The sequence below is a fragment of the Kribbella sp. NBC_00482 genome (assembly GCF_036013725.1).
In the GTDB taxonomy this organism is placed as follows: domain Bacteria; phylum Actinomycetota; class Actinomycetes; order Propionibacteriales; family Kribbellaceae; genus Kribbella.
In genome coordinates this window covers 8562802-8578312 of sequence record NZ_CP107881.1, presented here as the reverse complement: position 1 = coordinate 8578312, position 15511 = coordinate 8562802, and the positions used below count along the sequence as shown (strand labels likewise).

Genomic DNA, 15511 nt, shown 5'->3' with positions numbered 1-15511 from the left:
CGAAGTGGCTGCTGAAATGTTCTACGACGACAACGCCGACCTGTCGGTGATCCAGGGCCGGCACGTGGCCGTGCTCGGCTACGGCTCCCAGGGCCACGCCCACGCGCTCTCGCTGCGCGACTCCGGCGTCGACGTCCGGGTCGGTCTGCCGGAAGGCTCGAAGAGCCGGGCCAAGGCCGAGGCCCAGGGCCTGCGGGTCGTCACCCCGGCCGAGGCGGTCGAGGAAGCCGACGTGATCGTCGTGCTCGCCCCGGACCCCGCCCAGCGCAAGCTCTACAAGGAGGCCATCGAGCCGAACCTGGTCGACGGCGACGCGCTGGTCTTCGGTCACGGCTTCAACATCCGGTTCGGCTACATCAAGCCGCCGGCAGGTGTCGACGTGTTCATGGTTGCTCCGAAGGGCCCGGGTCACCTGGTCCGTCGCGAGTACACCGAGGGTCGCGGCGTACCCGTGCTGGTAGCGGTCGAGCAGGACGCCACCGGCAAGGCGTGGGACCTGGCGCTCTCGTACGCCAAGGGCATCGGCGGTCTGCGGGCCGGCGGTATCAAGACCACCTTCACCGAGGAGACCGAGACCGACCTGTTCGGTGAGCAGGCCGTCCTCTGCGGTGGCGTGTCGGCGCTGATCACGGCCGGCTACGAGACGCTGACCGAGGCCGGCTACCAGCCCGAGGTCGCGTACTTCGAGTGCCTGCACGAGCTCAAGCTGATCGTCGACCTGATCTACGAAGGCGGCATCGCCAAGCAGCGCTGGTCGGTCTCCGACACCGCCGAGTACGGCGACTACGTGTCCGGCCCGCGGATCATCGACGCGTCGGTGAAGGCCCGGATGAAGGAGGTCCTCGGCGACATCACCGACGGCACCTTCGCGGCCCGCTTCATCGCCGACCAGGACGCCGGGGCGCCGGAGTTCGCGGAGTTCCGGAAGAAGAGCCAGGAGCACCCGATCGAGGCCGTCGGCAAGGAGCTGCGCGGTCTGATGGCGTGGGTCAAGTCGCACGACGACGACTACGTCGAGGGCAGCGCGGCCCGCTGACGAGCGAACCCGCAGCTGACTCGAGGGTCCGGACCATCCAGGTGGGTGGTCCGGGCCCTTTTGTTTGACACAATGTGTGACGGTTGTGGTCTGTACTGGTGATTCTCGGTGATCTGGGGGAGGGCGAGCGGTGGAGGACGGCAGGAGCGGGACGCCGCGGCCGCCGCGGCGGGTTCCGGCGGGCGCCGGAACGCTGACCCAGCTGGAGGCTCCGAGTCGCTCGTCCGGACCTGTGGCGCCGCCTCGGGGTCCGTGGATCTTCGGCCGGATCCTGGGCGGTCTGCTCGTGCTGATCGTGATCGTCGCGGCCGGCGCCGGCGCGGGCTGGTTCATCCGGCAGGAGAGCCTGCAGCTCAACACCGACGAGGTGCTGAAGTCGGTCGGACCGTCGGTCGTCCGGGTGCTCGCGTCGACCTGTGCGGGGACCGGCGAGGCGTCCGGCGTACTGATCGACAACGGCCGGATCCTGACCGCGACGTCCGCGATCGAGGAACCGCGATCGATCGTGGTCGTGATGCCCGACGGGCGGATCCGGCGCGCCAACCTGCTCGGCACCAGCACGGACGGCGTCGCCGTCCTGCAGTCGATCGGGTTCGACGGTGCGCCGCTGCACCTGCCGCCGGCGAATCCCGAACCGAAGGCCGAGCGCGCGCTGGTCGGCTACACGGCGGCGGGCAAGCAGGTCATCAACGCGATCGGCTCGACGGCCGAGCCCACGGCGCTCGGCGAGGTGATGAACGCGGCCAAGCTCGGCGGCCCGGTCGTCGACAAGACGGGCGGACTCATCGGCCTCGTCGTCGGCGACACCGTCCAGGCCAGCACGATCGTCGGCCTCGACAAGCTTCGCGGGTACGTCGCTCCGGCGCCGACCGGCCTCACCGTCGGGGCGGGAGGAACCTGTGATCAGTCGCACGGTCCGCAGGCCGCGATCGCGCCGATGCTGCAAGTTGCCAACACACCGCTGGCGGTAGAGGTCCAGAAGCTGCTCGCCAGCTACCTGACCCTCGAGAACCGCCAGGACTTCGCTGCGCTGCGGCCGCTGTACTCGCCACGGTTCGCCCGGGGCCTGACCGAGGAGCAGGACCGGGCCAAGCACCAGACGTCGTACTTCTTCAGCCCGAAGCTCACCGACCTGGCCGCGGACGGGTCCTACGCGCGGATGTCGTACAACGTGCTGTTCGCCGCCACCGCGACCGGTGCCGACGGCCAGAACTGCAGCCGCCTGGACACCAAGTTCGAACTGGTCCGCTCGAAGGGCAAGCTGGTCATCGACCGCACCTCCCCGATGTCCCCGGCGATCCCCTGCGACTCCTAGTGACCGCCATCTGGGTCCCCTCACCCAGCGTGCAGTGGACGGGGTACCATCGAAGAAGCGGGCACAGCGCGGTGCTCTGTTCTTCATGAGCCCCTACCGCTTCTGCAGGAGATTCCTCCATGACTGACGTAACCCGGCCCGTCGTCCTGATCGCCGAAGAGCTCAGCCCGGCCACCGTCGAGGCGCTCGGCCCCGACTTCGAGATCCGCCAGACCAACGGCGCCGACCGCGCCGAACTGCTCCCGGCCATCGCCGACGTCGACGCCATCCTGATCCGCAGCGCCACCAAGGTGGACGCCGAGGCCCTGGCGGCCGCGAAGAAGCTGAAGGTCGTCGCCCGGGCCGGTGTCGGCCTGGACAACGTGGACGTCAAGGCCGCCACCCAGGCCGGTGTGATGGTCGTGAACGCGCCGACCTCCAACATCACCAGCGCCGCCGAGCTGGCCGTCGCGCTGCTGCTCGCGTCCGCGCGCCGGGTCCCGGCCGCGAACGAGTCGCTCAAGAAGGGCGAGTGGAAGCGCAGCAAGTACTCGGGTGTCGAGCTGTTCGAGAAGACCGTCGGCATCGTCGGCCTCGGCAAGATCGGCGTCCTGGTCGCGCAGCGGCTGGCCGCCTTCGGCATGAACGTGATCGCCTACGACCCGTACGTGCAGGCCGGCCGGGCCGCGCAGATGGGCGTCCGGCTCGCCACCCTCGACGAGCTGCTGGCGACCAGTGACTTCATCTCCGTGCACCTCCCGAAGACCCCGGAGACCATCGGCCTGATCGGCGACGAGCAGCTGCACAAGGTCAAGCCCGAGGTCATCATCGTGAACGCGGCCCGCGGCGGCATCGTCGACGAGCAGGCGCTGTACAGCGCGCTCAAGGAAGGCCGGGTGGCCGGCGCCGGGCTGGACGTGTTCGCTTCCGAGCCGTGCACCGACTCGCCGCTGTTCGAGTTCGAGAACGTCGTCGTCACGCCGCACCTCGGCGCGTCCACCGACGAGGCGCAGGAGAAGGCCGGTATCGCGGTCGCCAAGTCGGTCCGGCTCGCGCTCTCGGGTGAGCTGGTCCCGGACGCGGTCAACGTCCAGGGCGGCGTGATCGCCGAGGACGTCCGCCCGGGCATCGGGCTGACCGAGAAGCTCGGCCGGATCTTCACCGCGCTGGCCGGCGGCGTCGCGCAGCAGCTCGACGTCGAGGTCCGCGGCGAGATCACGCAGTACGACGTGAAGGTGCTCGAGCTCGCCGCGCTCAAGGGCGTTTTCGCGGACGTCGTCGAGGACAACGTCTCGTACGTGAACGCGCCGCTGCTGGCGGCCGAGCGGGGCCTGGAGGTCCGGCTCGTCACCGACCACGACAGCCCCGAGCACCGCAACCTGATCACGCTCCGCGGCACGCTGGCCGACGGCGCCCAGGTGTCGGTGTCCGGCACGCTGGTCGGCGTCCGGCAGTCGGAGCGTCTGGTCGAGATCGACGGGTACGACCTCGAGATCGAGCTGGCCGCGCACCTGGCGTTCCTCACCTACGAGGACCGGCCGGGCGCCGTCGGGCAGATCGGCCGCATCCTCGGCGATGCCGACGTGAACATCGCCGGCATGCAGGTCAGCCGGGACCGCAAGGGCGGCAAGGCGCTGGTCGCGCTGTCGGTCGACTCCAAGGTCGTGCCGACGGTCCTCGACGACATCGCCGCCGCGGTCCAGGCGGACACGGCCCGCACCGTGGACCTCGACGCCTGAGTCACCCGAACGACTGATTTACTGGAGGCGGTCAGCCGCCCGCAGGCGCATGGCGGCTGACAAGGGCCCGAGCTCCATAGCTCGGGCCCGCCTTCATTTCAGTGCTTTCCGTGCTTTCAGGGCTTTCAGTGGCGCGTGGCCAGCAGTACGGCGGCGTCCGGGGCGACCATCACCTCGACGGTGGTGAAGCGCTTGTCCATCAGCCATTCCTGGCGAAGCGTGTCGACGCGCCCCTCGTACATCGGCGGCCAGACGGCCGACGGCGTGAAGTCGTCCAGTACGACGAAGCCGCCCGGCTCGACCACGTCCGCGATGATGTCGCGGGCGGACAGCTTCGCCTCGCGGGCGTCCACGAACAGCAGCGCGAACGGGCCGCGCTCGATCAGCGCGGTCCAGTCGGCGGAGACGACCTCGATCCGCTCGTCGTCGGCGAACAGTTCCGCGACCACCTGCGCGAGCTGCGGATCGCTCTCCGCGGTGACGATCGACGTGCTGTCGCCGGCGCCGCTGCGCAGCCACGCCGAGCCGACGCCGCACCCGGTCCCGAGCTCACCGAGCAGGCCGGTCTTCGAGGCCGCGAGGGTGGCGAGCAAGCGGCCGGTCTCGTTCCTGGTGGAGCTGACGAATCCGCGCCGGCCGGACAGGCTGAGGGCCGCTGAAACCAGCGGCGGCAGTTCTGGAGGAGCACTCACCGGCTGAGAGTCGCACAGGTCCGGTCCAGTGACCGCACTCGGATCTCATATTCCGGGACAAGCTGCCCGCATTGTGGAGAAATAGTCGGATGTGCGAGTAAATTCGTGCGCATCCTGCCGCCCACGACATATTTGGGAGCAGCTGCATGTACGACATGTATCCAGCCAACTGGCCCTCGATCGATGCGCGCGAGCGGAAGGCGACCCGGCGTCGCCGCAGCACGCGCCCGGCGAGCGACGAGGTCAAGGCTGTCCAAGAGGCCATGAACCGCCGTGACAATGGGGGAGAACCCAAGAAGTGAGCGAGAACAAGAACTTCACGCTGGCCGTCGTTCCCGGCGACGGGATCGGACCCGAGGTGACCACCGAGGCGCTCAAGGTCCTCGACGCGGTCGCGGCGCAGCACGGCGTGACGTTCGAGCGGACCGAGTACGACCTCGGCGCGAAGCGCTGGCACGCCACCGGTGAGACCCTGCCGGACGCCGAGCTGGAGGAGATCCGCAAGCACGACGCGATCCTGCTCGGCGCGGTCGGGGACCCGAGCGTCCCGTCCGGCGTCCTCGAGCGCGGTCTGCTGCTCAAGCTCCGGTTCACCCTCGACCACTACGTGAACCTGCGGCCGTCGAAGATCTACCCGTCCGTCGGCTCGCCACTGGCGAACCCGGGCGAGGTCGACTTCGTCGTCGTCCGGGAAGGCACCGAGGGTCCGTACGTCGGCAACGGCGGCGCGCTCCGGGTCGGTACGCCGGCCGAGATCGCCACCGAGGTGTCGGTGAACACGGCGTACGGCGTCGAGCGGGTCGTCCGGGACGCCTTCGCCCGCGCGCAGGCCCGCCCGCGCAAGAAGCTGACGCTGGTGCACAAGAACAACGTGCTGGTGTACGCCGGCCACCTGTGGAAGCGGACCGTCGACAAGGTCGCCGAGGAGTTCCCGGGGATCGCCGTCGACTACCTGCACGTGGACGCCGCGACGATCTTCCTGGTCACCGACCCGGCCCGGTTCGACGTGATCGTCACCGACAACCTGTTCGGCGACATCATCACCGACCTGGCGGCCGCGATCAGCGGCGGGATCGGGCTGGCCGCGAGCGGCAACATCAACCCGGACCGGACCGCGCCGAGCATGTTCGAGCCGGTGCACGGCTCCGCGCCGGACATCGCGGGCCAGCAGAAGGCCGACCCGACCGCGGCGATCCTGTCCGCGTCGCTGCTGCTCGAGCACCTCGGCCTGACCGAGGCTGCGCGCGCGATCGAGGACGCCGTCACGGCGGACATCGAGGAGCGCACGGGCGCTGCCCGCAGTACCGCGGAGATCGGTGACGCGATCGCCAAGCGCGCGGCCGGCTGAGAAAGGCTGATGCTCGCATGACCAGTCAGCCGAGAGGTACGGTTTCGGCATGAGCGCCGATCTGCAGTTCACCGTTGAGCCCAGCACCCAACCGGCCAGCGACGACCAGCGCGCCCAGATCCTGGCGAACCCGGGATTCGGGCAGTACTTCTCCGACCACATGGCGATCGCCACCTGGACGGCCGAGAAGGGCTGGCACGACGCACGGATCACCGCCTTCGGACCGCTGGAGCTGTCTCCCGCGACCTCGGTGTTCCACTACGCCCAGACGATCTTCGAGGGGATGAAGGCCTACCGGCATCCCGACGACTCGATCCACCTGTTCCGCCCCGAGGCGAACGCGATCCGGTTCCAGCGGTCCGCGCACCGGCTCGCGCTGCCGGAGCTGCCGACCGCGGCGTTCCTCGACTCGCTGCACAAGCTGGTCGAGATCGACCGGGCCTGGGTGCCGGGCGGCGGCGAGACGTCGCTGTACCTGCGGCCGTTCATGTTCGGCTCGGACCCGTTCCTCGGCGTCCGCCCGTCGGCCCAGGTCACGTACTGCGCGATCGCGTCGCCCGCCGGGTCGTACTTCGCGAACGGCGTGAAGCCGGTCCGGATCTGGCTGAGCGAGGAGTACACCCGCGCGGCCCCCGGCGGCACCGGCGCGGCGAAGACCGGCGGTAACTACGCCTCCTCGCTGCTCGCCCAGGCCGAGGCGATCGAGCAGGGCTGCGACCAGGTCGCGTTCCTCGACGCGGTCGAGAAGAAGTGGGTCGAGGAACTCGGCGGGATGAACCTGTACTTCGTCCTCGACGACAACACGGTCGTCACCCCGGAGCTGTCCGGCACGATCCTCGAGGGCGTCACCCGGGACTCGATCCTGAAGCTGGTCACCGACCTCGGCTACACGGTCACCGAGCGCAAGATCTCGGTCGACGAGTGGCGTGAGGGTGCGGCCTCCGGCAAGGTGAAGGAGGTGTTCGCCTGCGGCACCGCCGCGGTCGTCACCCCGGTCGCCTCGCTGAAGTGGAAGGACGGCGAGACCCAGATCGGCGACGGCGACGGCGGCCCGGTCACCGCGGCCGTCCGCACCGCCCTCCTCGACGTCCAGTACGGCCGTGCGGCAGACCCGCACGGCTGGATGACCCGCATCTCCTGAAGCAGTTGACGAAGGCTCGGCGATCTACCGCCGGGCCTTCGTCATGACCGGGGCTTGGTCTCGAACCAACCGATGGTGTTGATGACGGCCAGCAGGAACCACAGTCCGAGCGCGAGGACCGGCGCCCCGGTCCAGCCGATCTCGGTCTGTCGACCGTCCTCCGGCTTCAGCAGCATGATCACGATCGTGTCCACGAGCCCGGCGTACGCGCAGACGAAGCCGGCGATCCTCGTCGGCGTCGCCAGCGCGACCAGCGCCAGGACGACGTACGCGATGAACAGCAGGTTGGCGGCGCTGCCGAGGATCGTGGCGTCGCGGGCCATGCCGAATCCGGTGTACAGCTGAAGGCTGCTGCGGCCGTACTCCCGGGTCAGCCAGGTCGGCGTGAGCGTGACCAGCACCGCAAGCGCGGTGGCGTACCCCAGCAGCTGGAATCGCAGCCGTTGCAGGGCATCGACTTCGTGCCGCGACGGCAACGGAGCCTTCAGGACGTTCAGGTCGACCTGGTCGTCGGGATCACTCACTTGATGGTTCCTATCTCTCCAGCGGATGTTTCACAGGATCTTTTCAGGTTTGAGGGTTGGACCGGTGGTCGCTGTCCGCGGGTTCGGTTCGGTAGGGTCTGGCGGCATGAGCGGCTTCCCGGATGATGTCGAGGGCTACTACGCGGAGCTGGCCGAGCGGCGTGGATGGTCTGGGGAGACTGTTGCCGCGATTCGGGCGACCGTCGAGCTGATTCGGGATCTGGATCGGGGGACGGCTTCGCGGACGTACGGTGCGGCTGTCGACGACTACGGGACCGACTGGCTGTACGAGGCGGTCTGGCACGAGCGGGAGTGGGTCGTCGTCCGCCAGCTCGGGGTGGGGGAGGACGGCGACGTACGGCGGTACTGGTGGCAGCGTCTCGAGGACGACGAGGGAATGCTTACCGACCAGTCCCTGCACCGCGAGGACTGGGGCCTGCGCCCGCTCACCCGCGAGGACTTCTACACCGCCTGGGACGATCCCGGCTGGTCCCTCAGCGCCTAATATTTCCGCACTATGACCTCTCAGTGGCCACAGCGTCAGAAGCAACTGACCACCCGCGGAAGAGTGTTCTGCTGGGTGATGATCGTGTTGCTCCTGCTGGTGACCTGCCTTGGCAGTCTGGGCTTGATCACGGAAGGCGTATCCGGCCGCCGGGCTCTGGCGAACGGCACGGTCGGCACGCTCACCCCCACCGACAGCAAGTGCACCAAGGACGGCTGTGCCTTGACGGGAACGTTCGCCAGCGCGGACGGCACGGTCACCAAGAACGACGTCGAATTGAAGGACGCCGAAAGGATTCGCCGCAGCGACCCGACGCCGGCCACCGTCGACAACGTGCGCCTGGACGAGGATGCCACCGACCCGACCGCTTACACCGCCGACTACAACTGGCGCGGGTCTGTGATCAAGGGAGGCCTGCTCGCCCTCGTGGGGCTGGGGATCTCCGGCGCTCTGGTGATGATGCTGAGGCGGTACCAAACCCCGCGCTCCAGTACTGGCGCAGGTACTGAATGTTCGTGATGCGAGACGGGCCCGTCATGGTCCGGACATTGTGTGGCAGACTGCGAAACGTCATGAAGCACTATCGGGTGATTATTTCCTAGGCGCGCTCGGCAAGCTGTACCTGAGCGCGCAGACCTCTCGCACCTTGCGGGAGGTTTTTTGTTTGCCCGTATCGACGCCGCACACCCCTCCGGAAGGCCGACCCCCATGACTATCTCGGACGATTTCCATGTGTACGACACGACTCTGCGCGATGGTGCGCAGCAGGAGGGTCTGGCGCTGTCCGTGGCCGACAAGATCGCCATTGCGCAGCACCTGGACGAGCTTGGGGTCGGCTTCATCGAGGGCGGCTGGCCGGGCGCCGTGCCCAAGGACACCGAGTTCTTCGAGCGGGCGAGGACCGAGCTGCACCTGCGGAATGCGACGTTCGCGGCCTTCGGCGCGACCTGCAAGCCGGAGGCAACAGCTGCCGACGACCCGCAGGTCGCCGCGCTGCGCGAGTCTGGCGCCGGCGTCGTCACACTCGTTGCCAAGAGCCACGACGCGCACGTCGAGCGGGCGCTGCGTACGACGCTCGACGAGAACCTCCGGATGGTCGCCGACACCGTGCGACACCTGCGGGAGAACGGTCAGCGGGTCTTCCTCGACACCGAACACTTCTTCGACGGCTACCGCGCGAACCGGGCCTACGCGCTCGAGGTCGTACGAGTAGCCACCGAGGCCGGCGCCGACGTCGTCGCTCTGTGCGACACCAACGGCGGAACGTTGCCCCGGGAGCTCCAGGACGTCGTCCGCGACGTACTCGAATCGACCGGGGCCAGGCTCGGCATCCACTGTCACAACGACGCCGGCTGTGCGGTGGCGAACACGATCGCCGCCGTCGAGGCCGGCGTCACGCACGTCCAGGGCACGATCAACGGGTACGGCGAACGCACCGGTAACGCCGACCTGCTGGCGATCGTCGCCAACCTCGAGCTCAAGCGTGACCTGAAGCTGCTCCCGGAGGGCAATCTCGCCGAGTCGTTCCGACTCGCGCACGCGATCGCCGAGGTGACGAACGTGCCGCCGTCGACCCGGCAGCCGTACGTCGGGGTGTCGGCGTTCGCCCACAAGGCGGGCCTGCACGCCAGCGCGATCAAGGTGGACCCGGATCTCTACCAGCACACGGATCCGGCGAAGGTCGGCAACGACATGCGGATGCTGGTGTCCGAGATGGCGGGCCGGGCGAGCGTCGAGCTGAAGGGCCGGGAGCTCGGGTTCGACCTCGGCAGCGACCGCGAGCTGGTCAGCCGGGTGACCGATCGGGTGAAGGAGATGGAGTCCCGCGGGTACACGTTCGAGGCCGCGGACGCGTCGTTCTCGCTGCTGCTGACCGAGGAGGTCACCGGGCAGCGGACGTCGTTCTTCGACGTCGAGTCCTGGCGCGTGATCACCGAGTCGCGCGCGGACGGCGAGGCGGTGTCGGAGTCGACGGTGAAGCTGGTCGCGGGCGGCGAGCGGGAGATCGTCACGGGCGAGGGCAACGGCCCGGTCAACGCGCTCGACCACGCGCTGCGGACCGCGATCGAGCGCGCGTACCCGGTGGTGAACAAGTTCGAGCTGGTCGACTACAAGGTCCGCATCCTCGACCAGGGCCATGGCACCGACGCCGTCATCAGAGTCCTGATCGAGACCGCGGACGGCGAGGGCTCGTGGGTGACGGTCGGGGTCGGCCACAACATCGTCGAGGCGTCCTGGGAGGCGCTGGTCGACGGCTTCACGTTCGGCCTCCTGCGCCACAAGGAGGTCGTCCGATGAGCCTGCTCGCCGTCGAGCGCACGATGACGGTCTTGACCGCCGAGGTGGTCGAAACGAGCGGTCTGCTGGCGCGGATCGCCGTACTGCTCAATCCGTACGACGTCCGCGAGCTCGCACTGTCGCTGGACCGGGGCGAGCTGCGGATCGTCGTCGAAGGCAACGGTTTCGACGCCGGCCGGGTGGCCGCCCGCCTCGAAAAGGTGATCGGCGTACTCGAGGTAGCGATCAGTCGCAACTGATCAGTTCAAACTGGACAGTTCAGGCTGTCTAATTTACTGTGGTGGGGTGAACGAACGGATTTCCACGTCCGCGACCCAGGCTGCCAGTGAAGTGCGGGTGGTGTTCGGGCGGGTCAAGCGGCGGTTGAAGGAGTTGGCCGAGACCGATGATCTGACGCCTTCGCAGTCGTCGGTGCTGAGTCGGTTGGACAAGGACGGGCCGGCGTCGGCGAGCGAGTTGGCGGCGGCGGAGCGGATCCGGCCGCAGTCGATCGCGGCGATTCTGGCCGCGCTGCGTGAGGCCGATCTGATCCAGCGGCACCCCGATCCCGAGGACGGCCGGCGGCAGGTCGTGTCGCTGACCACGGCCGGTCGGCATCGCCTGCAGGGGGATCGCAAGGTCCGGCAGGAATGGCTGGCGCGGACGTTGCAGGACCACTGCACGGAGGCCGAGCGGCAGGACATCCTCAAGGCGCTCGCGCTGCTGGACCACGCGATCGAGGCGGCGACCGGGCGTTGACAGCATGGTGACGGGGCGCTTCGACCGGCATCTCATCGCCCCGATGCTCGTCGGGTCGATCCTCAATCCGGTCAACTCGTCGATGCTCGCGGTCGCGCTGATCCCGATCGGCGCGGCGTTCGGCGTACCGCCGTCGCAGACCGCATGGCTGGTCACCGGCCTGTACCTGGCCACCGCGGTCGGTCAGCCCGTGATGGGCCGACTCGTCGACCTGTTCGGGCCGCGACCGCTCTACCTGTTCGCCACCTCGCTCGTCGGCCTGGCCGGTCTGCTCGGCGCGCTGGCCCCCAACCTCGGCGTACTCGTCGCGTCGCGCGTCCTCCTCGGCTTCGGTACGTCGGCGGCGTACCCGGCGTCGATGTCCTTGATCCGCAGCGAGGCCGACCGGACCGGGATGGACACGCCCGCCGCGATCCTCAGCAGCCTGTCGATCGCGAACCAGGTGATCGCGGTGATCGGCCCCACGCTGGGCGGACTCCTGATCGGACTCGGCGGCTGGCACCTGATCTTCACGATCAACGTTCCGCTGTCGGTGATCTGCGTGGTCCTCGGCACGCTCTGGCTACCGCGGCGCGTGCGTTCGCGGGGCGCGGGCGGGCTGGACTACGTCGGCATCGTGTTGTTCGCCGGCACGTTGGTCTCGCTGATGTTCTTCCTCATGCAACCGCGGGTCTCGCGCTGGTACCTGCTGGTGCTCGCGATGGCCCTCGGTACGGCGTTCGTGATCGCGCAGTTGCGGGTCGTGGCGCCGTTTATCGACCTGCGCGTACTGGGCGGCAACCGGCCGCTGATCCTGACCTACGCGCGACAGGTGCTCGCCTTCGTCGGCGCGTACTCGTTCCTCTACGGATTCACCCAATGGCTGGAGGAGGCCCGCGGACTCGGTGCGTCCTCCGCCGGACTGCTCCTGCTGCCGCTGTCGCTGGCTGCGGTGGTGATCACCGCGCTGACCGGTCGACGGGCCGCGATCCGCGGCAAACTCGTTGCCGGAGGCCTCTTTCTGCTGCTGGCTGCGGCCGCGCAGCTGTTCGTCGGCCCGAGTACGCCGATCTGGGTCCTCGCCGTCGTCGGCGTGATCGCCGGCGTACCGCAAGGCCTCAACAACCTCGCCAACCAGACCGCCCTGTACAAGCAGGCCGATCCGGCCCGCATCGGCTCGTCCGCGGGCCTGCTGCGCACCTGCGTGTACGTCGGCGCACTCATCTCCGCCGCGGCGAACGCCCACTTCTTCCAATACGGCGCGACCACGGCCGGACTGCACGACCTGGCGATCTTTCTGCTCGTCGTCGCCGGACTGCTTTTGCTGGTCACCTTGCTCGACCTACCCGAATAGAGAGGTTCAACCGTGACTGTCACCACCCTTGACCCGAAGACCGCCCTCGTCGTCATCGACCTGCAGAACGGTGTCGCCGGACTGCCCGGTACGCCGCATTCCACCGCGGACGTGATCGGCAAGACAGTCGAGCTCGCCGACGCTTTCCGCAAGCACGACCTTCCGGTCGTCCTGGTCCGCGTCAGCTTCGCCGCGGACGGTGCCGACCAGCTGACCAGCCGGACCGAGCAGGCGCCGCGTTCCGGCGGCGGGACGCCACCGGCTGGTGCGGACCAGATCGTCGATCAATTGGCCGGTCATGCCGAGGACATCGTCGTGACCAAGCGCAACTGGGGCGCGTTCCACGGCACCGACCTCGACGTGCACCTGCGCCGCCGCGGCATCACGCAGATCGTGGTGACCGGCGTCGCCACCAGTATCGGCGTGGAGTCGACCGCGCGAGCGGCGTACGAGCACGGCTATCACGTCACCCTCGCCACCGACGCGATGACCGACCTGAACGCCTCCGCCCACGAGAACTCGCTGAACTGGATCTTCCCGCGGCTGGGGGAGACCGGCTCGACGGCGGAGATCCTCGCGCTGCTCGAATGAATTTGGCTAGGAAGGTTTACAAATACCTGGTCGCTGGGTAGCTTCCTGGCGCGCCCATACGCCCAGGAGACCGCCCATGATCCGACTGCACCGCCCACTCCTGCTCGCCCTGACCACAGCGCTGATCGCGGCCGCCGCCGTACTGGCCGTCGCCCAGCCGAGCACCGCCGGTCCACCGCCGGCTCCGGCCGCGTTCAAACATCCCGGTGTGCTCGTCGACAAGGCCCAACTCGACTTCGCCCGCCGGCAGGTCCTGGCCGGAGCCCAGCCGCAGACGTCGGCGTACGACGCGATGAAAGCCAGCTCGTACGCCGACCTCGCGTACACACCGAAACCACGCGCCGTCGTCGAGTGTGGCTCGAACTCGATCCCGAACAACGGCTGTACCGACGAGCGCAACGACGCGCTCGCCGCGTACACGCACGCACTGCTCTGGTACATCACGCGCGACGACCGCTACGCCAAGAAGTCGATCCAGATCATGGACGCGTGGTCCGCCGTACTGCAGGACCACACCAACACGAACGCACCGCTGCAGACCGGTTGGTCCGGCGCGTCGTTCTCCCGCGCCGGCGAACTGATCAAGCACACGTACGGCGGTCCGTGGGCGCAGCGCGTGCGGTTCGAGACGATGCTGCGCACGATCTACCTGCCCGAGGTCCGCAACGGCGCCGGCTGCAAGAACGGCAACTGGGAGCTGATCATGACGGACGCGGCGATCGGGATCGCTGTCTTCCTCGACGACCACGCCGCCTTCAACAAGGCGATCAGCATCTGGCGCGGCCGGCTGCCCGGCTACATCTACGAGACCAGCGACGGCGCCTACCCGAAGGCGCCGACGACCTGCCCGATGGACAGCCGCGACGAGATCGTCGACTACTGGCAGGGACAGTCGACGTTCACGAACGGGCTCGCCCAGGAGACCTGCCGCGACTTCGGCCACACCGGCTGGGGTCTGACCGCCGCCACCCACGTCGCCGAGACCGCCTGGCACCAGGGGGTCGATCTGTACGGCGAAGCCGGCAAGCGCCTGACCGACGGCTACTACTTCCACACCCGCCTGGAGAACGGCGCGGCTGTTCCGCCCGACCTCTGCGGCGGAACGGTGAAGTTGGGCCTGGGAGCCGTCACCGAGATCGTCTACAACCACTACCACAACCGGCTCGGCCGGCAGATGCCCACAACTCTGGCCTACACCGAAGCCAAACGCCCCGCAGGCGCCAACTACTTCTTCGCCTGGGAAACCCTCACCCACGCCAACAACCCCCGCTGACCAATCTCCTCGACTGCTGGGGTGTCGGCGATCCGCAGGACTAGCATCGCAAGCATTCCGAGTCCGAGGAGGGGGACTATGTCGCTCACTGATCGCGAACAGTCGGAAGTCGAGGGGGCCAACGCGTCCGGCAAGCAACCGGTGGTGTTCGTCCACGGTCTCTGGCTGCTGTCCAGCAGCTGGGACCGATGGCGCCGGTTGTTCGAGGAGAACGGCTACAGCACCATCGCGCCGGGCTGGCCGGACGATCCGGAGACGGTGGCCGAGGCGCGCGACCACCCCGAGGTGTTCGCGCGCAAGATGGTCCAGGCCGTCACCGATCACTACCTGGAAGCGATCGGTGACCTGGACCGCAAGCCCGCCGTCGTCGGGCACTCGTTCGGTGGGCTGATCGCGCAGAAGATCGCCGGTACAGGTGCGGCCGCTGTCACCGTGTCGATCGATCCGGCGCCGGGTCGCGGCGTACTGCCGTTGCCGCCGTCCGCGTTGAAGGCCGGCTCGCCGGTGCTGGGGAACCCGGCGAACGCCCGCCGGTCGGTGACGCTGACGTTCGACGAGTTCAAGTACGGCTGGGCGAACAACCTCGACGAGGAGGAGGCCCGGCAGTTGTACGACGAGTTCCACGTCGCGGCGTCCGGCGTACCGATCTTCCAGGCCGCCGTGGCGAACCTGAACCCGTTCAGTGAGACCAAGGTCGACTACAAGGCGGAGAACCGCGGCCCGATCCTGCTGGTGTCGGGGGAGAAGGACCACACGGTCCCGCATGCGATCACGCACGCGGCGTACAAACAGCACACCAAGAACACCGGTGTCACCGAGTTCGTCGAGCTGCCCGGCCGAGGGCACTCGCTGGTGATCGACCACGGGTGGGAAGAGGTCGCGCTGACTGCACTCGAGTTCATCCGCAAGCACGACCCGACGAACTGACGGCAGCTAGGGCGAGCCGGCGGAAGGCCCGCGGAGCGGCGAGTTGCACCGCGGGCCTCCCGGTCTGGTGGG

Annotated in this window: 17 protein-coding genes; 15 read left to right on the top strand and 2 right to left on the bottom strand. The window is 68.5% G+C overall.

Annotation, left to right across the window (positions count from 1 at the left end; translation table 11 throughout):
* Positions 1-16 precede the first annotated feature (16 nt).
* From ilvC to serA, 3 genes are all read left to right on the top strand, one after another.
* Positions 17-1036: a ketol-acid reductoisomerase gene (gene ilvC, locus OHB24_RS41275; protein WP_327641168.1), complete on the top strand. Its 1020-nt coding sequence runs from the start codon at positions 17-19 to the stop codon at positions 1034-1036.
* Between the two features lie 130 nt (positions 1037-1166).
* The gene (locus OHB24_RS41270) at positions 1167-2351 is read left to right on the top strand and encodes a trypsin-like peptidase domain-containing protein (RefSeq protein WP_327636414.1); all 1185 of its coding nucleotides are present in this window, start codon (positions 1167-1169) and stop codon (positions 2349-2351) included.
* A 119-nt stretch (positions 2352-2470) separates the two neighbouring features.
* Positions 2471-4069: a phosphoglycerate dehydrogenase gene (gene serA / locus OHB24_RS41265; protein WP_327636413.1), complete on the top strand. Its 1599-nt coding sequence runs from the start codon at positions 2471-2473 to the stop codon at positions 4067-4069.
* A 125-nt stretch (positions 4070-4194) separates the two neighbouring features.
* Here the strand turns inward: serA and OHB24_RS41260 are convergent, their stop codons facing one another.
* On the bottom strand, positions 4195-4761 hold the full coding sequence (locus OHB24_RS41260; RefSeq protein ID WP_327636412.1) for an O-methyltransferase: 567 nt from the start codon (positions 4759-4761) through the stop codon (positions 4195-4197).
* A 146-nt stretch (positions 4762-4907) separates the two neighbouring features.
* On the opposite strand from OHB24_RS41260, the gene OHB24_RS41255 reads away from it, so the two are divergent.
* The 3 genes from OHB24_RS41255 to OHB24_RS41245 are packed head-to-tail and all read left to right on the top strand — an operon-like array spanning position 4908 to position 7250.
* A complete protein-coding gene (locus tag OHB24_RS41255) occupies positions 4908-5063 on the top strand; it encodes a hypothetical protein (protein ID WP_165550104.1) in 156 nt (51 codons plus the stop codon).
* The gene (locus tag OHB24_RS41250) at positions 5060-6109 is read left to right on the top strand and encodes a 3-isopropylmalate dehydrogenase (RefSeq protein ID WP_327636411.1); all 1050 of its coding nucleotides are present in this window, start codon (positions 5060-5062) and stop codon (positions 6107-6109) included. The genes OHB24_RS41255 and OHB24_RS41250 overlap by 4 nt, the downstream gene beginning before the upstream one ends.
* 49 nt (positions 6110-6158) lie before the next feature.
* Positions 6159-7250, top strand: coding sequence for a branched-chain amino acid aminotransferase (locus OHB24_RS41245; protein ID WP_327636410.1), 1092 nt, complete (start codon positions 6159-6161; stop codon positions 7248-7250).
* A gap of 41 nt (positions 7251-7291) precedes the next feature.
* On the opposite strand, the gene OHB24_RS41240 is transcribed toward OHB24_RS41245, so the two are convergent.
* Positions 7292-7774, bottom strand: coding sequence for a hypothetical protein (locus tag OHB24_RS41240; protein ID WP_327636409.1), 483 nt, complete (start codon positions 7772-7774; stop codon positions 7292-7294).
* A 106-nt stretch (positions 7775-7880) separates the two neighbouring features.
* On the opposite strand from OHB24_RS41240, the gene OHB24_RS41235 reads away from it, so the two are divergent.
* The 9 genes from OHB24_RS41235 (at position 7881) to OHB24_RS41195 (ending at position 15439) form a co-directional block, all read left to right on the top strand.
* Positions 7881-8279, top strand: a complete 399-nt coding sequence (locus tag OHB24_RS41235; RefSeq protein WP_327636408.1) for a hypothetical protein — start codon at positions 7881-7883, stop codon at positions 8277-8279.
* 75 nt (positions 8280-8354) lie between these two features.
* Positions 8355-8798, top strand: a complete 444-nt coding sequence (locus tag OHB24_RS41230; RefSeq protein WP_327636407.1) for a hypothetical protein — start codon at positions 8355-8357, stop codon at positions 8796-8798.
* 189 nt (positions 8799-8987) lie between these two features.
* The gene (gene cimA / locus OHB24_RS41225) at positions 8988-10577 is read left to right on the top strand and encodes a citramalate synthase (RefSeq protein ID WP_327636406.1); all 1590 of its coding nucleotides are present in this window, start codon (positions 8988-8990) and stop codon (positions 10575-10577) included.
* Entirely contained in the window at positions 10574-10816 is a 243-nt protein-coding gene (locus OHB24_RS41220) for a hypothetical protein (RefSeq protein WP_327636405.1), read from the top strand. The genes cimA and OHB24_RS41220 overlap by 4 nt, the downstream gene beginning before the upstream one ends.
* A gap of 46 nt (positions 10817-10862) precedes the next feature.
* Positions 10863-11315 (top strand): MarR family winged helix-turn-helix transcriptional regulator, encoded by a 453-nt coding sequence (locus OHB24_RS41215; RefSeq protein WP_327636404.1) that lies wholly within the window; start codon positions 10863-10865, stop codon positions 11313-11315.
* 4 nt (positions 11316-11319) lie between these two features.
* A complete protein-coding gene (locus OHB24_RS41210; protein ID WP_327636403.1) occupies positions 11320-12648 on the top strand; it encodes an MFS transporter in 1329 nt (442 codons plus the stop codon).
* A gap of 12 nt (positions 12649-12660) precedes the next feature.
* Entirely contained in the window at positions 12661-13239 is a 579-nt protein-coding gene (locus tag OHB24_RS41205; protein WP_327636402.1) for an isochorismatase family protein, read from the top strand.
* Positions 13240-13315: 76 nt separating this feature from the next.
* Complete coding sequence (locus OHB24_RS41200) at positions 13316-14512, top strand: alginate lyase family protein (protein WP_327636401.1); 1197 nt, start codon at positions 13316-13318, stop codon at positions 14510-14512.
* A gap of 78 nt (positions 14513-14590) precedes the next feature.
* On the top strand, positions 14591-15439 hold the full coding sequence (locus tag OHB24_RS41195; RefSeq protein WP_327636400.1) for an alpha/beta hydrolase: 849 nt from the start codon (positions 14591-14593) through the stop codon (positions 15437-15439).
* Positions 15440-15511: the final 72 nt, after the last annotated feature.